Annotated in this window: 16 protein-coding genes; 6 read left to right on the forward strand and 10 right to left on the reverse strand. The window is 69.0% G+C overall.

Features of this window, described 5'->3' with window-relative positions; all coding sequences use genetic code 11:
• Window positions 1-59: 59 nt before the first annotated feature.
• Window positions 60-974, reverse strand: a complete 915-nt coding sequence (locus tag ACSAMQ_RS10210; RefSeq protein WP_435395546.1) for a class I SAM-dependent methyltransferase — start codon at window positions 972-974, stop codon at window positions 60-62.
• Between the two features lie 5 nt (window positions 975-979).
• A complete protein-coding gene (locus tag ACSAMQ_RS10215) occupies window positions 980-2,413 on the reverse strand; it encodes an FAD-binding oxidoreductase (RefSeq protein ID WP_435395547.1) in 1,434 nt (477 codons plus the stop codon).
• Window positions 2,414-2,534: 121 nt separating this feature from the next.
• Between ACSAMQ_RS10215 and ACSAMQ_RS10220 the strand changes: the two genes are divergently transcribed.
• On the forward strand, window positions 2,535-3,335 hold the full coding sequence (locus ACSAMQ_RS10220) for a helix-turn-helix domain-containing protein (RefSeq protein WP_435395548.1): 801 nt from the start codon (window positions 2,535-2,537) through the stop codon (window positions 3,333-3,335).
• Window positions 3,336-3,426: 91 nt separating this feature from the next.
• Window positions 3,427-3,771 carry a hypothetical protein gene (locus ACSAMQ_RS10225; protein WP_435395549.1) on the forward strand — a complete coding sequence of 115 codons (345 nt, stop codon included), beginning with the start codon at window positions 3,427-3,429 and terminating at the stop codon, window positions 3,769-3,771.
• 62 nt (window positions 3,772-3,833) lie between these two features.
• On the opposite strand, the gene fghA is transcribed toward ACSAMQ_RS10225, so the two are convergent.
• The 4 genes from fghA to frmR form a co-directional block, all read right to left on the reverse strand.
• Window positions 3,834-4,664, reverse strand: coding sequence for an S-formylglutathione hydrolase (gene fghA / locus ACSAMQ_RS10230; protein WP_435395562.1), 831 nt, complete (start codon window positions 4,662-4,664; stop codon window positions 3,834-3,836).
• Window positions 4,665-4,730: 66 nt separating this feature from the next.
• Window positions 4,731-5,039, reverse strand: a complete 309-nt coding sequence (locus ACSAMQ_RS10235) for a hypothetical protein (RefSeq protein ID WP_435395550.1) — start codon at window positions 5,037-5,039, stop codon at window positions 4,731-4,733.
• Window positions 5,040-5,047: 8 nt separating this feature from the next.
• The gene (locus ACSAMQ_RS10240; protein WP_435395551.1) at window positions 5,048-6,157 is read right to left on the reverse strand and encodes an S-(hydroxymethyl)glutathione dehydrogenase/class III alcohol dehydrogenase; all 1,110 of its coding nucleotides are present in this window, start codon (window positions 6,155-6,157) and stop codon (window positions 5,048-5,050) included.
• A gap of 85 nt (window positions 6,158-6,242) precedes the next feature.
• Window positions 6,243-6,518: a formaldehyde-responsive transcriptional repressor FrmR gene (gene frmR, locus ACSAMQ_RS10245; protein WP_435395552.1), complete on the reverse strand. Its 276-nt coding sequence runs from the start codon at window positions 6,516-6,518 to the stop codon at window positions 6,243-6,245.
• Window positions 6,519-7,238: 720 nt separating this feature from the next.
• Between frmR and ACSAMQ_RS10250 the strand changes: the two genes are divergently transcribed.
• A complete protein-coding gene (locus ACSAMQ_RS10250; protein WP_435395553.1) occupies window positions 7,239-7,448 on the forward strand; it encodes a hypothetical protein in 210 nt (69 codons plus the stop codon).
• Between the two features lie 395 nt (window positions 7,449-7,843).
• Here the strand turns inward: ACSAMQ_RS10250 and ppc are convergent, their stop codons facing one another.
• The 3 genes from ppc to ACSAMQ_RS10265 all read right to left on the reverse strand — a co-directional run bounded on the left by ppc (window position 7,844) and on the right by ACSAMQ_RS10265 (window position 12,664).
• A complete protein-coding gene (gene ppc, locus ACSAMQ_RS10255) occupies window positions 7,844-10,591 on the reverse strand; it encodes a phosphoenolpyruvate carboxylase (protein ID WP_435395554.1) in 2,748 nt (915 codons plus the stop codon).
• Window positions 10,592-10,875: 284 nt separating this feature from the next.
• Complete coding sequence (locus tag ACSAMQ_RS10260; protein WP_435395555.1) at window positions 10,876-11,631, reverse strand: tetratricopeptide repeat protein; 756 nt, start codon at window positions 11,629-11,631, stop codon at window positions 10,876-10,878.
• Between the two features lie 28 nt (window positions 11,632-11,659).
• On the reverse strand, window positions 11,660-12,664 hold the full coding sequence (locus tag ACSAMQ_RS10265; protein WP_435395556.1) for a LysR family transcriptional regulator: 1,005 nt from the start codon (window positions 12,662-12,664) through the stop codon (window positions 11,660-11,662).
• A 66-nt stretch (window positions 12,665-12,730) separates the two neighbouring features.
• Between ACSAMQ_RS10265 and ACSAMQ_RS10270 the strand changes: the two genes are divergently transcribed.
• A complete protein-coding gene (locus ACSAMQ_RS10270) occupies window positions 12,731-13,657 on the forward strand; it encodes a DMT family transporter (RefSeq protein ID WP_435395557.1) in 927 nt (308 codons plus the stop codon).
• Window positions 13,658-14,775: 1,118 nt separating this feature from the next.
• On the opposite strand, the gene ACSAMQ_RS10275 is transcribed toward ACSAMQ_RS10270, so the two are convergent.
• Window positions 14,776-16,155 (reverse strand): glutamate--cysteine ligase, encoded by a 1,380-nt coding sequence (locus tag ACSAMQ_RS10275; protein WP_435395558.1) that lies wholly within the window; start codon window positions 16,153-16,155, stop codon window positions 14,776-14,778.
• A gap of 331 nt (window positions 16,156-16,486) precedes the next feature.
• Between ACSAMQ_RS10275 and ACSAMQ_RS10280 the strand changes: the two genes are divergently transcribed.
• Together ACSAMQ_RS10280 and ACSAMQ_RS10285 are read left to right on the forward strand one after the other, a co-directional pair.
• Window positions 16,487-18,073, forward strand: coding sequence for a peptide ABC transporter substrate-binding protein (locus ACSAMQ_RS10280; protein WP_435395559.1), 1,587 nt, complete (start codon window positions 16,487-16,489; stop codon window positions 18,071-18,073).
• A partial coding sequence (locus tag ACSAMQ_RS10285; protein ID WP_435395560.1) for a VIT1/CCC1 transporter family protein occupies window positions 18,070-18,718 on the forward strand: 649 nt, incomplete at its 3' end. The genes ACSAMQ_RS10280 and ACSAMQ_RS10285, both read left to right, overlap by 4 nt.

Genomic DNA, 18,718 nt, shown 5'->3' on the forward strand with positions numbered 1-18,718 from the left:
CTCGTCGCCGCGCAGTCGGTCAGCGCGGGGGCACCGCTGCCGCGCGCACTCGGTTCGTATCAGCGCGGCGGCGATGCCGCCGCGCTTTGCGCCAGGAACAACCATTCGCCGGGACTCGGGTCGGGATCGTCCGGGTCGCCCGGCTCGGCCAACGCGCGCAGGCGCCAGCCACACTCCGCCAGCCATTCGCCGAGCGCATCGCGCTCGCAGCCCCAGCGGAACGGTTCGCCGCGCCGCTGCAGCCAACCGCGTACCCATGGCCGTTCGCGACGGAACCGCGGCCGCCCGTCCCGCAATTCCATCGCCGTGGCGACCAGGACCGGCGACGACAGCTGCTGCGCCAAGGCGCGCAGCAGTCGCTGTGCCCGCGTCGACGACAGATACATCAGCACGCCTTCGGCCACGCACAGGGTGGGCAGCGCCGGGTCGAAGCCAGGGTCGGAAAGCAAAGCGTCCAGCGTATCGTCGCGCTGCAGATCGATTCCGATCGGATGCAGGCGCGATGCATCCGCTCGCAACTGACGCAGCGCCTCGCGCTTGAGCGCTACGGTGCCGGCGCGGTCGAGTTCGAACACCCGCAACGCCGGCTGCCGCTGCGTCAGTTGCCATCCGAGTCCGTCGTAGCCGCTGCCGATCAGCACCGCCTGCGCCGCGCCGTCCGCGCAGGCGCGGTCGGCCCATTGCGCGATGCACCGCTTGCGCCAAGCGTAATGCCCGCGCAGGCCCGGCAGGGCCAGCGCCTCCAGCGCGCTCAGGCAGGCGCGTCCCAGGGCATGGTCGACCAGCCACAGCAGCCTGCGTCCGCCCGCACCGCAGCGCTCCAGACAGGCGCGGGCGAGCTGCGCCTGCTGCGCCAGTTCGGCATGTTCACGCGCCTGCCGCACGGTTGCCGCCGCGACCAGCATCGCGGTGGACACGTTCTTCGGGTGCGGGCTCACCGAGCCCGGGCTGGAAGACTGATCGGTCGAGGGCATCCCGCTCATGCGCCGGCCCGCGCAAACAAGGCTTCGTGGTGGCGGAACCAGTCGCTGTCCCAGCGCCTGTCCGGGTCGAGTTCGCGCTTGCGCTGCAGGAAGGCGCGGAACTGCGGGTAGGCCGCCTCGACCTGATCGCGGGTGGCATGGCGATGATAGGTGAGATAGTAGCTGCCGCCGCAGGCCAGCGCCTCGTCGATCAGGGCGCGGAACGCGGCCGCGGCGGCGCGGCGCCCGGCCGGAACGTGGCGCACATGCAGATTGAACACGATGCAGGCCCAGTCCTCGCGTGCCCAGGCCAGCATGCTGCTGCGCTCGGCGCAGACGATCCGTACCGTACCGTAGATCGGTTGCGCGCGATGACGGCGCAGGCAGGCGGCGGCCGCGGCCATGAATTCGGCCAGTCGCGCCCGCGGCACGTAAAGCTCGGTGATCATCTCCGAGCCGCAATGGCCCAGCGCCGCGTCGACGCCGGCGTGGTAACCGTCCAGGTAGACGCCGGTCTGCTGGCTGTCGGAGGCATAGTGCTGGCCGTGGGTGGCCAGGTAGAACGCGGCGTATTCGGCGAAGGCGCGGCTCGGCTCGGTATGCGCCAGGCCCAGCAGACGGGCGAAGTCTTCGCCGCCCAGATGCCGCGGCGCGAGGTCGGGCACGGCATCGGCGAGCGGCCGGTAGCAGGAGGCGATGCCGAGGTCGAGGAAGTCGTCGCTGGCCGGATCGATCGCGAACTGGAAATCGCCGTAGCTGCAGCCGTCGGCGATCGCCGCCTGCAAATGCGGCATCAACTCGCCTACCCGCAGCAGCGCGACCTCGCGCCGCAGCACCGTGCGCGGCACCAGCCGCAAAGTCAGTCGCGCGACCAGGCCGAACAGGCCGTAGCCGCCGGCGGCGAGCGCGAACCACTCGGCATTGCGCTCGCGGTCGGCGATGCGCGCGTCGCCGCGATGGTCGATCAACACGATCGACTCGACATCCTCGACGAAGGGCGCGAAGGCCAGGCCGCGGCCGTGGATATTCGATGCGAAGGCGCCGCCCAGGCTGAAGCCGTCGGCGCCGGTCTGCTTTTGCCGGATGGTCCAGCCGCGGGCGTTGTCCGGATGCCGCGCCAACCAGTCCAGCAAGGCCGGCCACTGCACGCCGGCCTCGACCGTGACCAGGCCACGCTCGGGATCGAATTCGACGATGCGGTCCAGGCCCGCGCTGTCCAGCAGCCAGCCGCCGGACAGGAATTGCTGACCGCCCATGGCGTGGCGCGCGCCCACTGCGATCGTCGAACGGCCCAGGCGCGCGCAGTCGCGCACCGCGGCGCAGGCCTGGTCGAGGCTGCGCGGCTGCAGCAGGCCGGCGATCGCGGTGCGGTTGAGGCCGGAGTGGACATCGTTGAGGTGGAGGGTCGCAGCAGGAAACGGTGCAGTAGGCGGTGCGATGGCGGCGGACATGGCGGATACCGTGGCGGCGAGGCCGTTCCACCTTGGCCGGCCGGTATCGGAAGCCGCAACCCCGTCAGATCAGGTATCGGATTATGATCCCAGGCATCCCGACTGCAGGCACCTTGCCGCCATGGCCGAACGCGAACGCCTCCTCGCCGCGCTCAAGACCGTGCTCAAGGAGCGCGGTTGGCGCTATGCCGACCTCGCCCATGCGCTGGACCTGTCGGAGCCCACCGTCAAACGCCTGCTGTCGAACGGACGCATCGACCTGGAGCGGCTCGAACGCATCTGCACGGTGCTGGACCTGGACTTTTTCGAGCTCGCGCGCCGCTCCCGCGGCGCGCGCGACGAGCCCCGTCACCTGAGCCCGAAACAGGAAGCGGAACTGGCGCGCTCGCCGCGGCTGATGACCGTGTTCCACCTGCTCTGCCAGGGCTGGCGGACCGATGCGATACGCGCCGGCTTCGAGTTGAGCGCGCCGGAACTGACCCGCCTGCTGGCGCGCCTGGACCGATTGGCCCTGGCGGAACTGCTGCCCGGCGACAAGGTCCGCCTGCGCGTGCCGCGCGACTTCTCCTGGCGCGACGACGGCCCGGTGCGCGCGCGCTACCTGGGCGCGGCGAGCCGCGAGTTCCTGCTCGACGGATTCCAATCGTCCGAGGCCTTGCTGGCCCTGGATATCCGCGAACTGGGGGCCGCGTCGCTGGCGGTGCTGCGGCGCAAGCTCGAACGCCTGCAGACGGAGTTCAAGGAAGCCGCGGAACTGGACCTCAGTCTGCCGCCGTCGAAACGGCGCAGCGTCGGCCTGTTGCTGGCCACGCGGCCGTGGGTCTATTCGTTGATCGAGACATTGCGCAGCGAGTCCGCGGACGAACGCGATGGGCCGGCGCAGGGCGGCGGCGGACGGCGCCCGCGTGTCCCGGCGCGCTGAGCGAGCGTCGTCAAGCGTTCGAATTCGCGCGTTCACAAACCAACAATGTTGGCCGGCATAGGCTAACGACAACTTCGCACGAGGCGCCACGATGGCCACCCGTTACTACATCACGCTGCCGGATGCCGAACGCGCTCGCGGCAGCGACGCTGCGTTGTCGTTTCGCGCGGTCAGCGCGGAAGGCTTCGCCGAGGAACTGCAGGGGGCATTGCGCCACGACGGCCTGTTCGAACGTTGGCGGGCCAAGCAACCGGAGCCGGACGAGGTCGACCCCAGCCTCGGCGCGACCGATCCGGACGCCAGCGTGCACGGCGAACAGCGCGACCTGCGCCAGGACCTGGTGGTCGTCACTTCGTTGTCGGGCAACGTCATCAAGCATCGCCTGCGCCTGCTCGCCGGCAGCGGTTGGGAACTGCGCGACGTGACCGCGGCCTGATCGCGAGCTCGCGAACCTAGGCGCCGTCGCGGCAAGCGACGGCGCCGCAGGTCGCAACCGGCTCAGCCGTGCAGGGCGCGCGCGTGGTGGGCGATGTGCTCGCCGATGTAGCTGGCGATGAAGTAATAGCTGTGGTCGTAGCCCGGGCGGATGCGCAGTTCGAGCGGATGCCGGGCGACTTCGCAGGCGACCCGCAGCAGCTCGGGCTTGAGCTGCGGCACCAGGAATTCGTCGTCGCCGCCCTGGTCGATCAACAGCGGCAATTTTTCGCGCGCGCCGGCGACCAGCGCAGTCGCATCCCAGGCCTTCCAGGCCTCGCGGTCCTCGCCGAGATAGGCGGTGAACGCCTTCTCGCCCCAGGGCGAGTGCGAGGGCGCGGCGATCGGCGAGAACGCCGACACGCTGCGATAGCGGCCCGGGTTCTTCAACGCGATCATCAGGGCGCCGTGGCCGCCCATCGAGTGGCCGCTGATCGCCCGCGCGCTGGTGGTCGGAAAATGCGCGTCGACCAATGCCGGCAATTCGTCGACGACGTAGTCGTACATGCGGAAATTCGCCGCCCACTTCGGTCGCGTCGCATTGACATAGAAGCCGGCGCCCTGGCCCAGGTCGTAGCCCTCTGCATCGGGCACGCCCTCGCCGCGCGGACTGGTGTCGGCGGCGACCAGGATCAGCCCGTGCTCGGCCGCGTACTGCTGCGCTCCGGCCTTGGTGATGAAGTTCTGCTCGGTGCAGGTCAGGCCCGACAGCCAGTACAGCACCGGGCAGTCGTCCCGCTCGGCCTGCGGCGGCAGGTATACGCCGAAGCGCATCGGGCAGCCCAGGGTGGTCGCGGTATGGCTCCAGACTTCCTGGCGTCCGCCGAAGCACGCGTGGGATTCGATTTTCTGCATGACGCCCTCGGTGGTCTTGTTTGCCTTCATTGGCCCTTGCGGAGGGTCGCGGTGAAAGCCGCGACCTCAACGCAAGCGCGATCCGTTCGGATTGATCGCGCCGGCATCGGTGCGGTCGGGATAGTAAGCCTTCTTGTGCTCCAACCCATAAAACAGCAAGCCGTGCAGTCCGCTGATCTCGTGCTTGGCCACGCGCTGTTTCCAGAGCCGCTCGAATACCGCATCGAGCCTGTCCGGATCGCCTCGCGCCAATACTTCGTCGATGAAAGCGACGTCCTGCCCGTCGGGGAACAGGCACCGGAAATCTTCATCGTCGATCGCATACACGTCGTAGACGCAGTTGTCGGCGCCGTCGACGACCTGGACGTGCTTCACCGACGCACTCAGTAGTGAATCACGGTCCGGATCGACTTGCCCGCGTGCATCAGGTCGAAGGCCTCGTTGATGCGCTCCAGCGGCAGGATGTGAGTGATGAAGGGGTCGAGGTCGATCTCGCCCTTCATCGCCTGCTCGACCATGCCCGGCAACTGGGTGCGGCCCTTGACCCCGCCGAAGGCGGAGCCGCGCCAGACACGGCCGGTGACCAACTGGAACGGACGCGTGCTGATCTCCTGGCCGGCGCCGGCGACGCCGATGATGACCGACTCGCCCCAGCCCTTGTGGCAACACTCCAGTGCCGCACGCATCACGTTGACGTTGCCGATGCACTCGAAGCTGAAATCGACGCCGCCGTCGGTCATTTCGACCAGCACGTCCTGGATCGGCCGGTCATGGTCCTTCGGGTTGACGCAGTCGGTCGCGCCCATCGACTTGGCCAGCTCGAACTTGCCCGGGTTGGTGTCGACGCCGATGATCCGCCCGGCCTTGGCCTGCACCGCGCCCTGGATTACCGCCAGGCCGATGCCGCCGAGGCCGAACACCGCGACCGTATCGCCGGGCTGGACCTTGGCGGTGTTGTGGACCGCGCCGATGCCGGTGGTGACGCCGCAGCCGAGCAGGCAGACCTTTTCCAGCGGCGCTTGCGGGTTGACCACCGCGAGCGAGACTTCGGCGACCACCGTGTACTCGCTGAAGGTGCTGCAGCCCATGTAGTGATGGATCGGCTGGCCGTTGTAGCTGAAACGGCTGCTGCCGTCCGGCATCACGCCCTTGCCCTGGGTCGCGCGCACCGCCTGGCAGAGGTTGGTCTTGCCCGACAGGCAGAACTTGCACTTGCGGCATTCGGCCGTATACAGCGGAATCACGTGATCGCCGGGCTTGACGCTGGTCACGCCTTCGCCGACTTCGACCACGATGCCGCCGCCTTCGTGGCCGAGCACCGCGGGGAACAGACCTTCCGGATCGTCGCCGCTGAGGGTGAAGGCATCGGTGTGGCAGACCCCGGTCGCGGTGATGCGCACCAGCACTTCGCCGGCGCGCGGCGGCTCGACGTCGATCTCGACGATCTGCAGGGGTTGTCCGGCGGCGAAGGCGACGGCGGCGCGGCTTTTCATGGTGTTCTCCAATGACGTCCCGGTGTCGGGAGGGATGCGGTGCGCGCGTCGCGATCGGGCGACACGGCGGAATTCGATGGATGCCCTACTTCAGGTACGAGCGCACCAGCGCGGCGACTTCGTCGATGCTGGTGCTGCGGTGCTTCTGCGACGACGCGGCCTGACCGAGTTCCTCGCGGATATGGCTTTCCAGCACCTCCGACATCAGCCCGTTGATCGCGCCGCGGATCGCCGCGATCTGCTGCAGCACCGCGGCGCACTCGCTGCCCTGCTCCAGCGCGCGTTCCAGCGCCTCGGTCTGGCCCTTGATGCGGCGCACCCGGGCCAGGACGCGTTTCTTCTCGGCGGGCGAATGCGGCATGCGGCACCTCGGTGGCCAGGGATGGCCGGTTACCATACTGGGGGATAGTACCACGGGACGCCCCGATCCAGTCCGGACCGACGCCCTCCATCGGAGCGGCATGCTTCGCCAGGTAAGGGCGGCGCACGCGACCGCCGTGCTTCGGTCTCGCGTCGGCCTGGATAGGCCCCTGTAGGAGCGACGCGAGTCGCGACCGCGGGACGCACAGAGACAACCAGGCCGATGCCACCCATCGCGGCAGCGTGCTTTCGCCGGGGGTAGGAGCGGCGCAAGCCGCGACATCGTTGCGGCGGCCTTGCGGCGCACGCTTCAATAAAGAGCTGGATCAAGATCAAGATCAAGATCAAAGATCAAAGATCAAACCCAAAGCTTCCGCCACTAAAGCGGCGGGTTACTTTCTTTTGTCTAAAGCAACAAAAGAAAGGTAACCAAAGAAAAGTGCTTTGTTTTGAATCACAGGCCCGCACGATCGGTGCTTGCGCAGGGATTTTTCATACGGGACCTCCCTGTCCCGATGAAAAACGGCCCGCATCCCTGCGGGCCGCCCTCCGGGTCGTCATTAGCCTTCGCTAGTGCGCGGCGACGCACAGCCAAAGCCAAAGCCAAAGCCAAAGCCAAAGCCAAAGCCAAAGCCAACAACAGGGAATCGGAGCACGTCGACCCATCCCTGTAGGAGCGGCGTGAGCCGCGACCAAGGGACGCGGGAGGGCAACAACGCCGATGTCATCCATCGAGGCGATGTGTTTCCGCGAGGGTAGGAGCGGCGCAAGCCGCGACCGCGAATCTGCGGCTGGCGGCGCGGGTGCGGGGTTGTTCGGTCGCGGCTTACGCCGCTCCTACAGTGGTCGGTACGCGGCGCCGTTGCTGTTGCTGTTGCTGTTGCTGTTGCTGTTGCTGTTGCTGTTGCTGTTGCTGTTGCTGTTGCCGTGATTTTGATTCGCTTTACCGCTTTGCCGGTCAAAAGCTGACCCGTAGGGCGGCCCGCAGGGAGGCGGGCCGTGCGCAAGCAGGCCAGGGATGGCCTGTCTGGAGCACCCCTGCGTCGGCATCGATCGCGCGGGCTGGTGCCCTTGCAGGGAAGGCCTTTTCTTTGGTTATCTTTCTTTTGGGCCAGCAAAAGAAAGTAACCCGGCCGCGTCAGCGGACGGAAGCTTTAGATCTTGATGTGGCTTTACCGCTCTGCGGTAGACGCCGCAACCGGATACGGCGCGGTCGCGACTTGCGTCGCTCCTACCCTGGGAGCACGACACGACACGACCGAACCCGAGTCCCGAGTCCCGAGTCCCGAGTCCGAGTCCGAGTCCGAGTCCGAGTCCGAGTCCGAGTCACCCGGTATTCTGCACTCCCGCCGCAATCCCATTGACGGTCGCGACCAGCGCCTGCTGCAAGGCATCGTCCGGCCGGCCGGCGGCGCGCCAGCGGGCGAGCAGGTCGACCTGCAACAGGCTGATCGGGTCGACGTAGGGATTGCGCAATCGGATCGACTGGCGCAGGCGGTGATCGCCGGCCAGCAATTCGTCGCTGCCCTTGATCGCCAGTACCGCGCGACGGGTGCGTTCGAACTCTTCGGCGATGCCGGGGTGGAAGCGCGCGTGCAGGTCGCCTTCGGGCAAATCCTGGGCGAGCATGGAATAGCGTTCGAAGATCGCCGGGTCGGACTTGGCCAGCACCATTTCGAGGTCGTCTATCAAGGTGCCGAAGAACATCCAGTCGCGCGACATCTCATTCAAGGCCTCGCGACCGTGGCGCGCCAGGGCCTGTTCGAGCGCGGTGCCGACGCCGTACCAGGCGGTCAGCCCGGCGCGGTTTTGCGACCAGGCGAACACCCAGGGAATCGCGCGCAGGGAGCCGATGTCGCCGATGCCGGCGCGCTTGGCCGGACGCGAGCCGATGCGCAACCGCTCGATCACGTCGATCGGCGTGGCGGCGCGGAAGTAAGCCGGGAACGCTTCGTCCTCATGGACCAGCGCGCGGTAATGGGCGCGCGCGTCTGCGGCCAGTTCGGCGGCCATCGCGCGCCAGCCGTCGCCGCGCGGCTCCGGCGGGCGCGGCCGCAGGGTCGCGCGCAGCACCGCACCGGTGGTCTGTTCGAGATTGCGCAGGGCAAGCGCGCGAATACCGTACTTGCGGTGAATGACTTCGCCCTGCTCGGTCAGGCGCAGATAGCCGTCGACCGAACCGCGCGGCGCGGCGATCACCGCGCGCTCGGTCTTGCCGCCGCCGCGGCTGATCGAACCGCCGCGGCCATGGAAGAAGGCGATACGCACGCCGCTGTCGGCGGCGAGCGTGGTCAGCGCGCTTTGGGTGCGGTGCAGAGCCCAGCGCGAGGCGACCATGCCGCCGTCCTTGGCGCTGTCGGAATAGCCGAGCATCACCACCTGGCGGTTGCCGCGCGCACGCAGATGGGCGCGGTACATCGGATCGGCGAACAGCGCGCGCAAGGTGTCGGCGGCGGCGTCGAGGTCGTCGACGGTTTCGAACAGGGGCGCGACGTCGAGCGGCACGCGGCCGTCGCGGTCGACGCAGCCGGCGGTCTTGGCCAGCGCCAGCACCGCCAGCGCATCGGCGGCGCTGCGGCTCATGCTGACGATGTAGGGGCCGAACGCGCGTTCGCCATAGCGCGGGCGCAGGCGGGCAACGGCACGGAACACGTCGAGCGTGGGCTGGGCCGGCGCGGCCGCGGCGCGCGCCGGCGGCGCGTCGCCGTCGAGCAAGGTGTGCAGGCGCGCGGCGCGAGTGGCGACGTCGAGGCTCGCCCACTCCGGCAGGTCGAGCAGGGCGGCCAGCGCGGCATCGTGGGTGCCCGAATCCTGGCGCAGGTCGAGGCTGGCGAGGTGGAAGCCGAAACACTCGGCGCGGCGGCGCAGGCGGCGCACCGCGAAGCTGCCGGCATGCGCGCCCTGGTTCGTCGCCAGGCTGCGTTCGATCAGGGCGATGTCGGCCAGGAAGCTCGCGGCATCGGGATAGCCGTACACGCTTTCCTCGACCGTGGCCTGCAGCCGCGCCGCCATCAGGCTGAGGAGGTTGCGGTAGGGCATGTCGGCATGGCGCGGCTTGAGCAGCGAGGCGGCCTTCGGCAACTGGTAGCGATAGTCCTCGACCCGGGCGAGCACGGCGTCGTCGATGCGCACGCGGGTGACCGACTGGCTCAGCAACTCGGCCAGGCTGCCCAGCTCGCGCCGGTAGGCATTGAGCACCAACGCGCGCTGGCCGGCCAGCGTCGCGGCGATGGTGTCGGCGCCGACGTTGGGATTGCCGTCCATGTCGCCGCCGACCCAGGTGCCGAAGCCGAGCACGTCCGGCAGCGGCGCGAACGGCCCGTAGGTTTCGCGCAGCGCCTCCTCGAACATTTCGTAGTACACCGGCAGCACGCGATAGAGCACGTCGGACAGATAGAAACCGACGTGCTCGAACTCATCGGCGACGCTCGGCTTGGCCGCCGGCGCTTCGGCGGTTTGCCAACTCGCGGTCAGGGCCACGCGGATCCGCTCGCGGTCGGCGCGGCGTTCGGCCGGGGTGCGGCCGCGGTCGATGTCGTCGACCAGGCAGCCGACGATCTGGCGCTCCTTTTCGAGCAAGGCGCGCCGCACCGCTTCGGTCGGGTGCGCGGTGAACACCGGTTCGATGCGCAAGCGCGGCAACAAGGCGGCGACTTCTTCGGCGCTGACGCCCTGGCGCGAGAGCACCCCGAGCGCATCGCGCAAGCCGCCGGGCTGGGCGCCGGCGCCGCTGCGTTCGTAGTCGCGGCGACGGCGGATGCGGTGCACCCGCTCGGCCAGGTTGACCGCCTGGAAATAGGTCGCGAACGCACGCACGAGGTCGCTGGCCTGCTCCAGGTCGGTATCGGCCAGTGCGTCGGCGAGCGCGCCGATCGGCGCCTGCGCTTCGCGGCGTCGAATGGCGGCGCGGCGCAGGCGCTCGACTTCGTCGAGAAACTCCGGTCCGCGCTGTTCGGCGAGGATCTCGCCGACCAGCGCGCCGAGCATTTTGACGTCGTCGCGCAGCAGCGCGTCGGTCGAGGCGAAGTCTACGGCGCGCAAGGGTTCGTCGCTGGTATCGAGGAGGACATTCATCCGACAAGGCTACAACACCGGCGCGGCGGCTGCGTTGCCGCAGCCTCGGGCGCGACGCGCGCGGCGATCGTCGATCGTCTCGTCCGCACCGGCTCGCGCCCCGCGCCGAGGAGGCCTGCGCAAGCGGCTTTTTCCCGCGAGCCGGCATCGATCCGCCGGCACCGCCGAGACCATCGCCTCAGGTTGGCCCGCGCACCGGTTCTAGCGATATGCGTATCGGTTCTAGCGGCAATCGCTTACAAACGAAACGATTTCACCGGAAACAATGGCCGGCAATCCCGGCCTCACGGTGCGGAGGCTTGCTTCTCGAGCGCCTTGAGGCGGTCCAGCGCCGGCTTGTTCATGCGCCGCGCATAGGCCGGCAAACGCTTGGCCCGCGCCTGCGCCTGCACGCACAGCTCGCGCACACGGCCGAGTTCGCCCCAGCCGACCAGGGTTTCGGCATAACGCAGGTGCGGTTCGAAACCGCTGCTGTAACCGAGCAGGGTCTCGAACTCGTCGCGGGCCTTGGCGCGGTCGCCCTGCGCGGCGATCGCACGCGCATAGGTCAGATGCCCTTCCGGCGAACGGAAGTCGGGACGCCGCGCGATCAGTTCGTCGAGCAAGGCCTGCGCTTGCGCGGCCTCGCCGTTTTCGAGCAGCGCGTGGGCGAGCTTGACCTGGATGTCCGGGTCGTCGCGGTGGATGCCGCTGAGCGAAGCGCGATACAACGGCACCGCATCGGCCGGGCGCTGCTTGGCCAACAGGGCGTCGGCGAGGCGCAGGCGATTGTCGGTGGTGGCCGCGGTCTCGAATGCCTCCTGGGCTTCGCGCAGTTCGCGGTCGGGATCGAGCAAGCGCCGCACGTTGCCGACCAAGGCGCGGCCGTGCCGGCTGTGGCGCTGCTCCGGCAGCCAGATCGCGAAGCCGTAGACCACGCTGCCGAGCAGCGGGAACATGAAGAGGATCATCAGCCAATACCGGTCCTGCCCGCTGCGCACCACGTGCACGGCGAAACACAGCGCGACGATGACGTGCAACCCCAAGCCCAGATACGGCATGACGCGGTCCTTGCGAGATATTCGGGCGCTAGTGTGGTGATTCGGCGGGCGCCGCGCCAGAGGGGGTGGCCGCGGGCGCCGGCGCGGCATCGGCGCACTGGGCCGTCGCGCGTTCGCCATCGTCATCGGCGCGCAACAGACCGGCCAGCCAGTCGCGCAGATGCCCCAGCCGCGCGCTGCCCTGCGCTTGCGGCAACCAGGCCAGATAGACGCGCTTGACCGGCGCCGTCTGCGGTAGCGGCAGGGGCAGCAGCTCGCCGCTGGCCAGGCGATCGGCGATCAGGCGCGGATACATCAGGGCGATGCCCTGCCCGGCCAGCGCCGCACTGAGCGCCGGCGTCGGCGAAGACAGGCGCAGATGCGGCAGCGGCCAGACGGCGGGGTCGTCGCCGAACCAGCTCGGCCAGTCCTGGCGCCACCCTTCGCTGACGACGTGCAGCAGGCGCACGCCGGGCAGCGGGTCCTGCCACCAGCGCTCGCGGTCGAGCCGCGCGTGCAGTTCCGGCGCCGCCACCGGCAGCATCGCCTGTTCGAACAGCAGCTCGCCTTGCAGGCCGTCGGCCTGCGGTTCGCGGTGCAGCAAGGCGGCGTGGATGCGGCTCTGCGCCAGGTCCTGCGCGGTCGCCGGGCAGAACAACTGCAGGTCGAGCCCGGCATAGGCCGGAAACTCCTCGATGCGCGGCAACAGCAGGCTCACGCCGAGGCTGGTCGGCGCGCCGAGGATCAAGCGCCGTCCTTCGTCGCCGCGCATGCGCAGGCGGGCGGTGGCGGCCTCGATCTGCTCGAACCCGGCGATCAGGGCTTCGCCGTACTCGCGTCCCAGCGGCGTCGGCCGGGCGCGGCCGCCGCTGCGGTCCAGCAGCCTCAGGCCGAAGGCTTCCTCCAGGTGCTGGATGTGCTGACTCAGGGCCGCATGGCTCAGGTGCATGCGCTCGGCGGCGCGGCGCATGCCGTCGTATCGGACCACCGCGGCGAAGGCCTGCAGGGCGCGCAGGGGCGGGAGGCGTCGCGACGGCGGATCCGAAGTGGTCATGTTTACTTACCGCTGCTCTTGATTTTCTCGATTTATGCGGACCGAGAGGCTCTATAGATTTACCACATGACCGCAACCTCCTTGCCCGCCGTCGCCGTGCCGGCCGCGCCCCGTCCCTTGGCCCTGCGCGCCGGCCTGATGGCCAGCGCCTCGATCTGCCTGGCTTTGCTTGCCTTGCTGAGCCGCTACACCCGTGGTCTGCCGCCGGAACTGGTGACCTGGCTGCGCTTCACGATCCCGGGCCTGTGCCTGGTCGCCCTGGCCCGCCGCGACGACTGGCGCGCGGTCTGGTCCGGCGCCGACCGGCCCGGCTGGGTGCGGGCGGTATGCGTGGTGATCTCGCAAGGCTGCTTCGTGCTCGCGGCGATGCGCGGCGACCTGCTGCACGCGGTGCTGCTGTACAACACCGGGCCCTTGTTCATTCCGCTGATCGCGCGCGTCTGGCTGGGCGAGCGCCTGCGTCCGGCGGCGCTGTGCGGCCTGGCGATCGGTTTCGCCGGCGTGCTGGTAGTGCTGCAGCCCGCGTTGCGCAGCCTGCAGAGCACCGCCGCGATCTCGCTGTTCGGCGGCTTCGCCATGGCCGCCTCGCAGGTGCTGTTCTACCGCAGCGCCCAACACCAGCCGCCGTTCCGCAACCAGTTCAAGCTGTACATGCAGGCCTCGCTGGTCGGCCTGCCGCTCGCCGTCTTCGGCCTCGGCCATCTGCCGCCGCAACCGCTCGGCACCGAATCGACCACGGTGCTGGTGCTGGCCCTGCTCGGCATGTCCCTGTGCAGCCTCGGCAGCCAGTCCCTGCGCGACCTCGCCTATCGAGGCATGGACAACGCCTCCACCCTCGCCCCGCTGATGTACGTCGCGGTCCCGGTGAGCGCTGCCCTCGACTGGCTGCTGTTCGCCCACCCCGCCCGCCCGTCGACCTTGGCCGGCGCGGCGCTGATCGTGATCGGGGCGATTGCGGCGTTGCGCAGTGGCGCGCGTGGGGGGCGGGGTTGAGTTTGATGGGGACGCCGCGGTCACGCGCGGCGGCGGCGCGGGTAGGAGCGGCGCGAGCCGCGACCGCAGGACGCGCAGAGATGACGAGGCCGTCGCCGCTCGTCGAAGCGGTGTGCTCTCGCCGGGTAGGAGCGGCGCAAGCCGCGACCGCGCTGATGCGGTCTTGCGGCGGCTCTTTCGTCTAATCGATCAAGATCCAGATCAAACCCAAAGCTTCCGCCACTAAAGCGGCGGGTTACTTTCTTTTGTCTAAAGCAACAAAACAAAGGTAACCAAAGAAGTGCTTCTGTTTGAATCACAGGCCCGCACGAGCGGTGCAAGCGCAGGGATCTACCTACGGGACCTCCCTGTCCCGATGAAAAACGGCCCGCATCCCTGCGGGCCGCCTCCGGGTCTTCGATGGCCTTCGCTAGTGCGAGGCGGCGCACAGCCAAAGCAAAGACGCAGTCGCAAACAACTGGCGCGTGCGACGTCACCATTCCTGTAGAAGCGACGTGAGTCGCGACCGCGGAACGCGCAGAGGCATCAATGCCTATGCCATCGAAGTGGTGCGCTATCGCCGGGGTAGAAGCGGACGCGAAGCGTCTACCGTTGCGTTGCGTTGCGTTGCGTTGCGTTGCGTTGCGTTGCGTTGCCGAGATTTTGATTTTCCGCTTTGCCGGTCAAATGAAGAGCCGGAGGGCGGCCCGCAGGGAGGCGGGCCGTGCGCAAGCGGGCCATGGATGGCCTGCCTGGAGCATCCCTGCGTCGGCTGCGATCGCGCGGGCTGGTGCTCTTGCAGGAAGAAGCACTTTTCTTTGGTGACTTTCTTTTGTTGCTTTGGACGAGAAAGTCACCCGCACCCTTTGAGGGCGGAAGCTTTGCTCTTGATTCGGCTTCACCGCCCTGCGGCAAGAAGCGTCGCAACCGAAACCCTGCGGTCGGCTTACGCCGCTCCTACAAGGGAGGGCCAGTGACGCCGCGAGATCGTGGCGGCGCGGTCGCGACTTGCGTCGCTCCTACCCTGGCCTCCAGACAGCCGCGCCGCGAAAATGAAGCAGTGCGATCGCGGCTCACGCCGCTCCTACAAGGGTCGCGTAGGCGCGCCACTAGGTCGAAACATCGCGCCCCGACCGACCTCAGTACGCAAACTCCTTGAACACCGCATCCACATTTCCACCCCACGCCCCATGGAACAGCTCGAGCTTGCGCTCGGCCGGGCTCTTGCCCAACGCGACGAATTCCATCAGCGGTTCCAGATAAATCGACTCGTCGGCGCCGTGGCCGTTCAGGCGCGCGCGGCGCTTCAGCCCGTGCGCGGAAATCTCCAGCGCGCGGCGCGACAGTTCGAGCACGTTGCTGTCGCGGAACGGCAGCTGGAAACCGTGCTTCGGCACGCCGTCGCGCAGGGCGTGGCGTTCGGCCGGGGTGAAGTCGAGCACGAGGTCCCAGGCCGCATCGAGCGCTTCGGCGTCGTACAGCAGGCCGACCCAGAACGCCGACAGGGCGCAGATGCGATTCCAGGGGCCGGAATCGGCGCCGCGCATCTCCAGGTACTTCTTCAGGCGCACTTCCGGAAACGCGGTCGTGGTGTGATCGGCCCAGTCCTTCAGGGTCGGGCGCTGATTCGGATAGGCCGGCAGCTTGGCGTCGAGGTAATCGCGGAACGATTGGCCGCTGGCGTCGATGTACTCGCCGTCGCGGTAGACGAAGTACATCGGCACGTCGAGCAGATAGTCGACATAACGCTCGTAACCGAAGCCGTCCTCGAACACGAAATCGAGCAGGCCGGTGCGGTCGCGGTCGGTGTCGGTCCAGATGTGCGAGCGGTAGGACAGATAGCCGTTCGGCTGGCCCTCGGTGAACGGCGAGTCGGCGAACAACGCGGTCGCGATCGGCTGCAAGGCCAGCGAGACGCGGAACTTGCGCACCATGTCGGCCTCGTCGCGCACGTCGAGGTTGACCTGCACGGTGCTGGTGCGGGTCATCATGTCCAGGCCGAGCGAGCCGACCTTGGGCATGTACTCGCGCATGATCTTGTAGCGGCCCTTCGGCATCCACGGCATCTCGTCGCGGCGCCACTTGGGCTGGAAGCCCATGCCGAGAAAGCCCAGGCCCATCGGTTCGGCGACCGTGCGCACTTCGCGCAGGTGGGTCGCGGCCTCGACGCAAGTGTCGTGCAGGGTCGCCAGCGGCGCGCCCGACAGCTCCAGTTGGCCGGCCGGCTCCAGCGACACCGAGGCCTCGTCGCGGGTCAGGGCGATCACCCGGCCCTTTTCTTCGACCGGCGTCCAGCCGAACTGCACCAGCCCCTTGAGCAGGGCTTCGATACCGCGCTCGCCGTCGAAGGTCGGCGGACGCAGGTCGTCGGTGCGGAAACCGAACTTCTCGTGCTCGGTGCCGATCTTCCAGTCCGAATCCGGGCGCGCGCCCGAAGCCAGGTATTCGACGAGCATGGCGCGACCGCCGCCCTTGATATCGGGAATCTCAATATCTTTGACTTGGCTGGGACCGGACACATCCACCTCGCTGGCAAAACCTGCTGCAAGGCGGGATGCCCTGCTCGCGCCCCGGGGCGCGGAGAGCCGCCGGCCGTCGCGAAACGGTCCAGCGGCCACGGCCGGCGCCTCGCTGTGCGAAGGCCGGCCGCTTGCCACATTGTCTGAATCAAGGTCTGGATATGCGGGACGTCGCCTACAATCGCAAGACCCCGGCAGTGTAGACCCAGCCTTGCATCGAACAACGCCCGCCTTGCAACGCTATGGTGCAGCCGTGTCGCCGGCCGATCTGCTAGGGAGGCGGCCCCCGGGTAGGTTTCTGTCGGCGCTGCCGCTGCCGGGAATGCTGCTGTTGGCCGCACTGTCCGTGCCGGCGGCGCGGGCCCAGCCGATGCCGTCGCAACTGGAACGCGGCAACGGTCCCGAACCGAGCACCCTGGACGCCCACCGCTGCCAGGAAGTGGCCTGCGGCAACGTCCTGCGCGACCTGTACGAAGGCCTGGTGACCGAGGACGCGCGCGGCCGGCTGGTGCCGGGCATGGCCGAACGCTGGTCGGTGTCGGCCGACGGCCGCAGCTGGACCTTCGTCCTGCGCGAGAACCTGCGCTGGAGCAACGGCGAACCGATCGACGCCGGCCAGGTCGTCGCGAGTTTCCGCCGCGCCTTCGCACCGGCTACCGCGGCGCCGTTCGGCGAATTGTTCGATGCGCTCGACAATGCCCAGGCGGTGCAGGCCGGCACGCTGCCGCCGGACCGCCTCGGCGTGTCGGCACCGGACCCGCGCAGCGTGCGCTTCCAGCTCAACCGCAGCGCCTCTCTGCCGGCCCTGCTGACCCTGCCGATCGCGTTTCCGGTGTATCTGCCCGCGGTCGAGCGGCACGGCGCGCAGCACACCCGGCCCGGGCAGTTGGTCTCCAACGGCGCCTACCGGCTCAGCGCGTGGACGCCGCAGGCGAATCTGTTGCTGGAAAAGAACCCGCGCTTCCACGACGCCGCCGCGGTCGCGATCGAACGCGTGCGCTTCCAGGTCACCGAGGACGCCGCCGCCGAGCTGCAACGCTTCGCCGCCGGCGACCTGCACCTTACCGAGGTGGTGCCGCCGCAGCCGCTGGCCTCGCTGCGCGCGCGCTTCGGTTCGCAACTGCGCCTGTCGCCTTACCTCGGCGCGTTCTGGCTGGGCCTCAACGTCACTCGCCCGCCGTTCCGCAGCGAGGCCTGCGTCCGGCCGGACTGCGACGACCGCGCTGCGGCCCTGCGCCGCGCGCTGTCGATGGCGATCGATCGCGACAAGCTCACCCGCTACGTCACCGGCCTGGGCGAAACCCCGGCCTACGGCATCGTGCCGCCGGGGATCGCCGGCTATACGCCGGCGGCCACGACCTGGGCGAGGCTGCCGCAAGCGCAGCGCGAAGCGCAGGCGCGCGCGCTGTATCGCCACGCCGGCTATTCCAGCGAACGGCCGCTGGTGATCGAGCTGCGCTACAACACCTCGACCCCGCACCGCCGCCTCGCCCTCGCGGTCGCGGCGATGTGGCGGCAGACCCTCGGCGTGCAGGTGCGCCTGCGCAACGAGGAATGGAAAGTGTTCGTGCAGAACCGCAAGCAGCGCACCATCACCCAGGTGTTTCGCGGCGGCTGGATCGGCGATCTCGCCGATGCGCGCAATTTCCTGGCCGCGTTCGGCAGCGGCGGCCCGCTGAACTGGATGGGCTACGACGACCCCGGCTATCGCGAGCGCCTGGCCAAGGCCGATACGGCGAAGTCGGAAGCCGCGCGCAATGCCTGGCTGCGCGCGGCCGAGCAGCGCCTGCTCAACGACGATGCGGCGATTCCCTTGTACTTCTACAGCTCCAAGCATCTGGTGTCGCGGCGCGTGCGCGGCTTCGAGCCGAACGCGCTGGACCGGCACGCGAGCCGCTGGCTGAGCCTGACGCCATGACCCCACGCGCCCCGTCCGCCCAAGCGCATTCGCGCAGCCGCCATTTCGAGTCGCACCGCTCCGACCGCGTCGGCTGGCTGCGCGCGGCGGTGCTCGGCGCCAAGGACGGCATCGTCTCGGTGGCCGGGCTGGTGGTCGGCGTGGCCGCCAGCGGCGCGGCGCCTTCGGCCATTCTCGCCAGCGGCATCGCCGGCACCGTCGCCGGGGCGATGTCGATGGCCGCCGGCGAGTACGTCTCGGTGCGTTCGCAAGCCGACACCGAACGGGCCGACATCGCGGTGGAACGGCGCGAGCTGCGCGAGGATCCCGAGAGCGAACTGGCCGAACTCGCGCATATCTACGTCCAGCGTGGGTTGACGCCCGAGCTGGCGCTGGAGGTCGCGCGCCAGCTGACCGCGCACGACGCGCTCGGCAGCCACGCCCGCGACGAGCTCGGCATCACCGACACCTTGCGCGCGCGGCCGGTGCAGGCCGCGCTCGCCTCGGCGCTGGCTTTCGTCAGCGGCGCGGCCTTGCCGATCGCCGCGGTGCTGGCGGCGCCGGCCGGGCGCCTGGAGGCGGTCGCGATCCCGACCACTCTGGTGGCGCTGTCGATCTCCGGCGGGCTCGCGGCCTGGGCCGGCGGCGCGCCGGTCCTGCGCGGCG

The organism is Lysobacter sp. 1R34A (genome assembly GCF_051217035.1).
Taxonomy (GTDB): domain Bacteria; phylum Pseudomonadota; class Gammaproteobacteria; order Xanthomonadales; family Xanthomonadaceae; genus Lysobacter.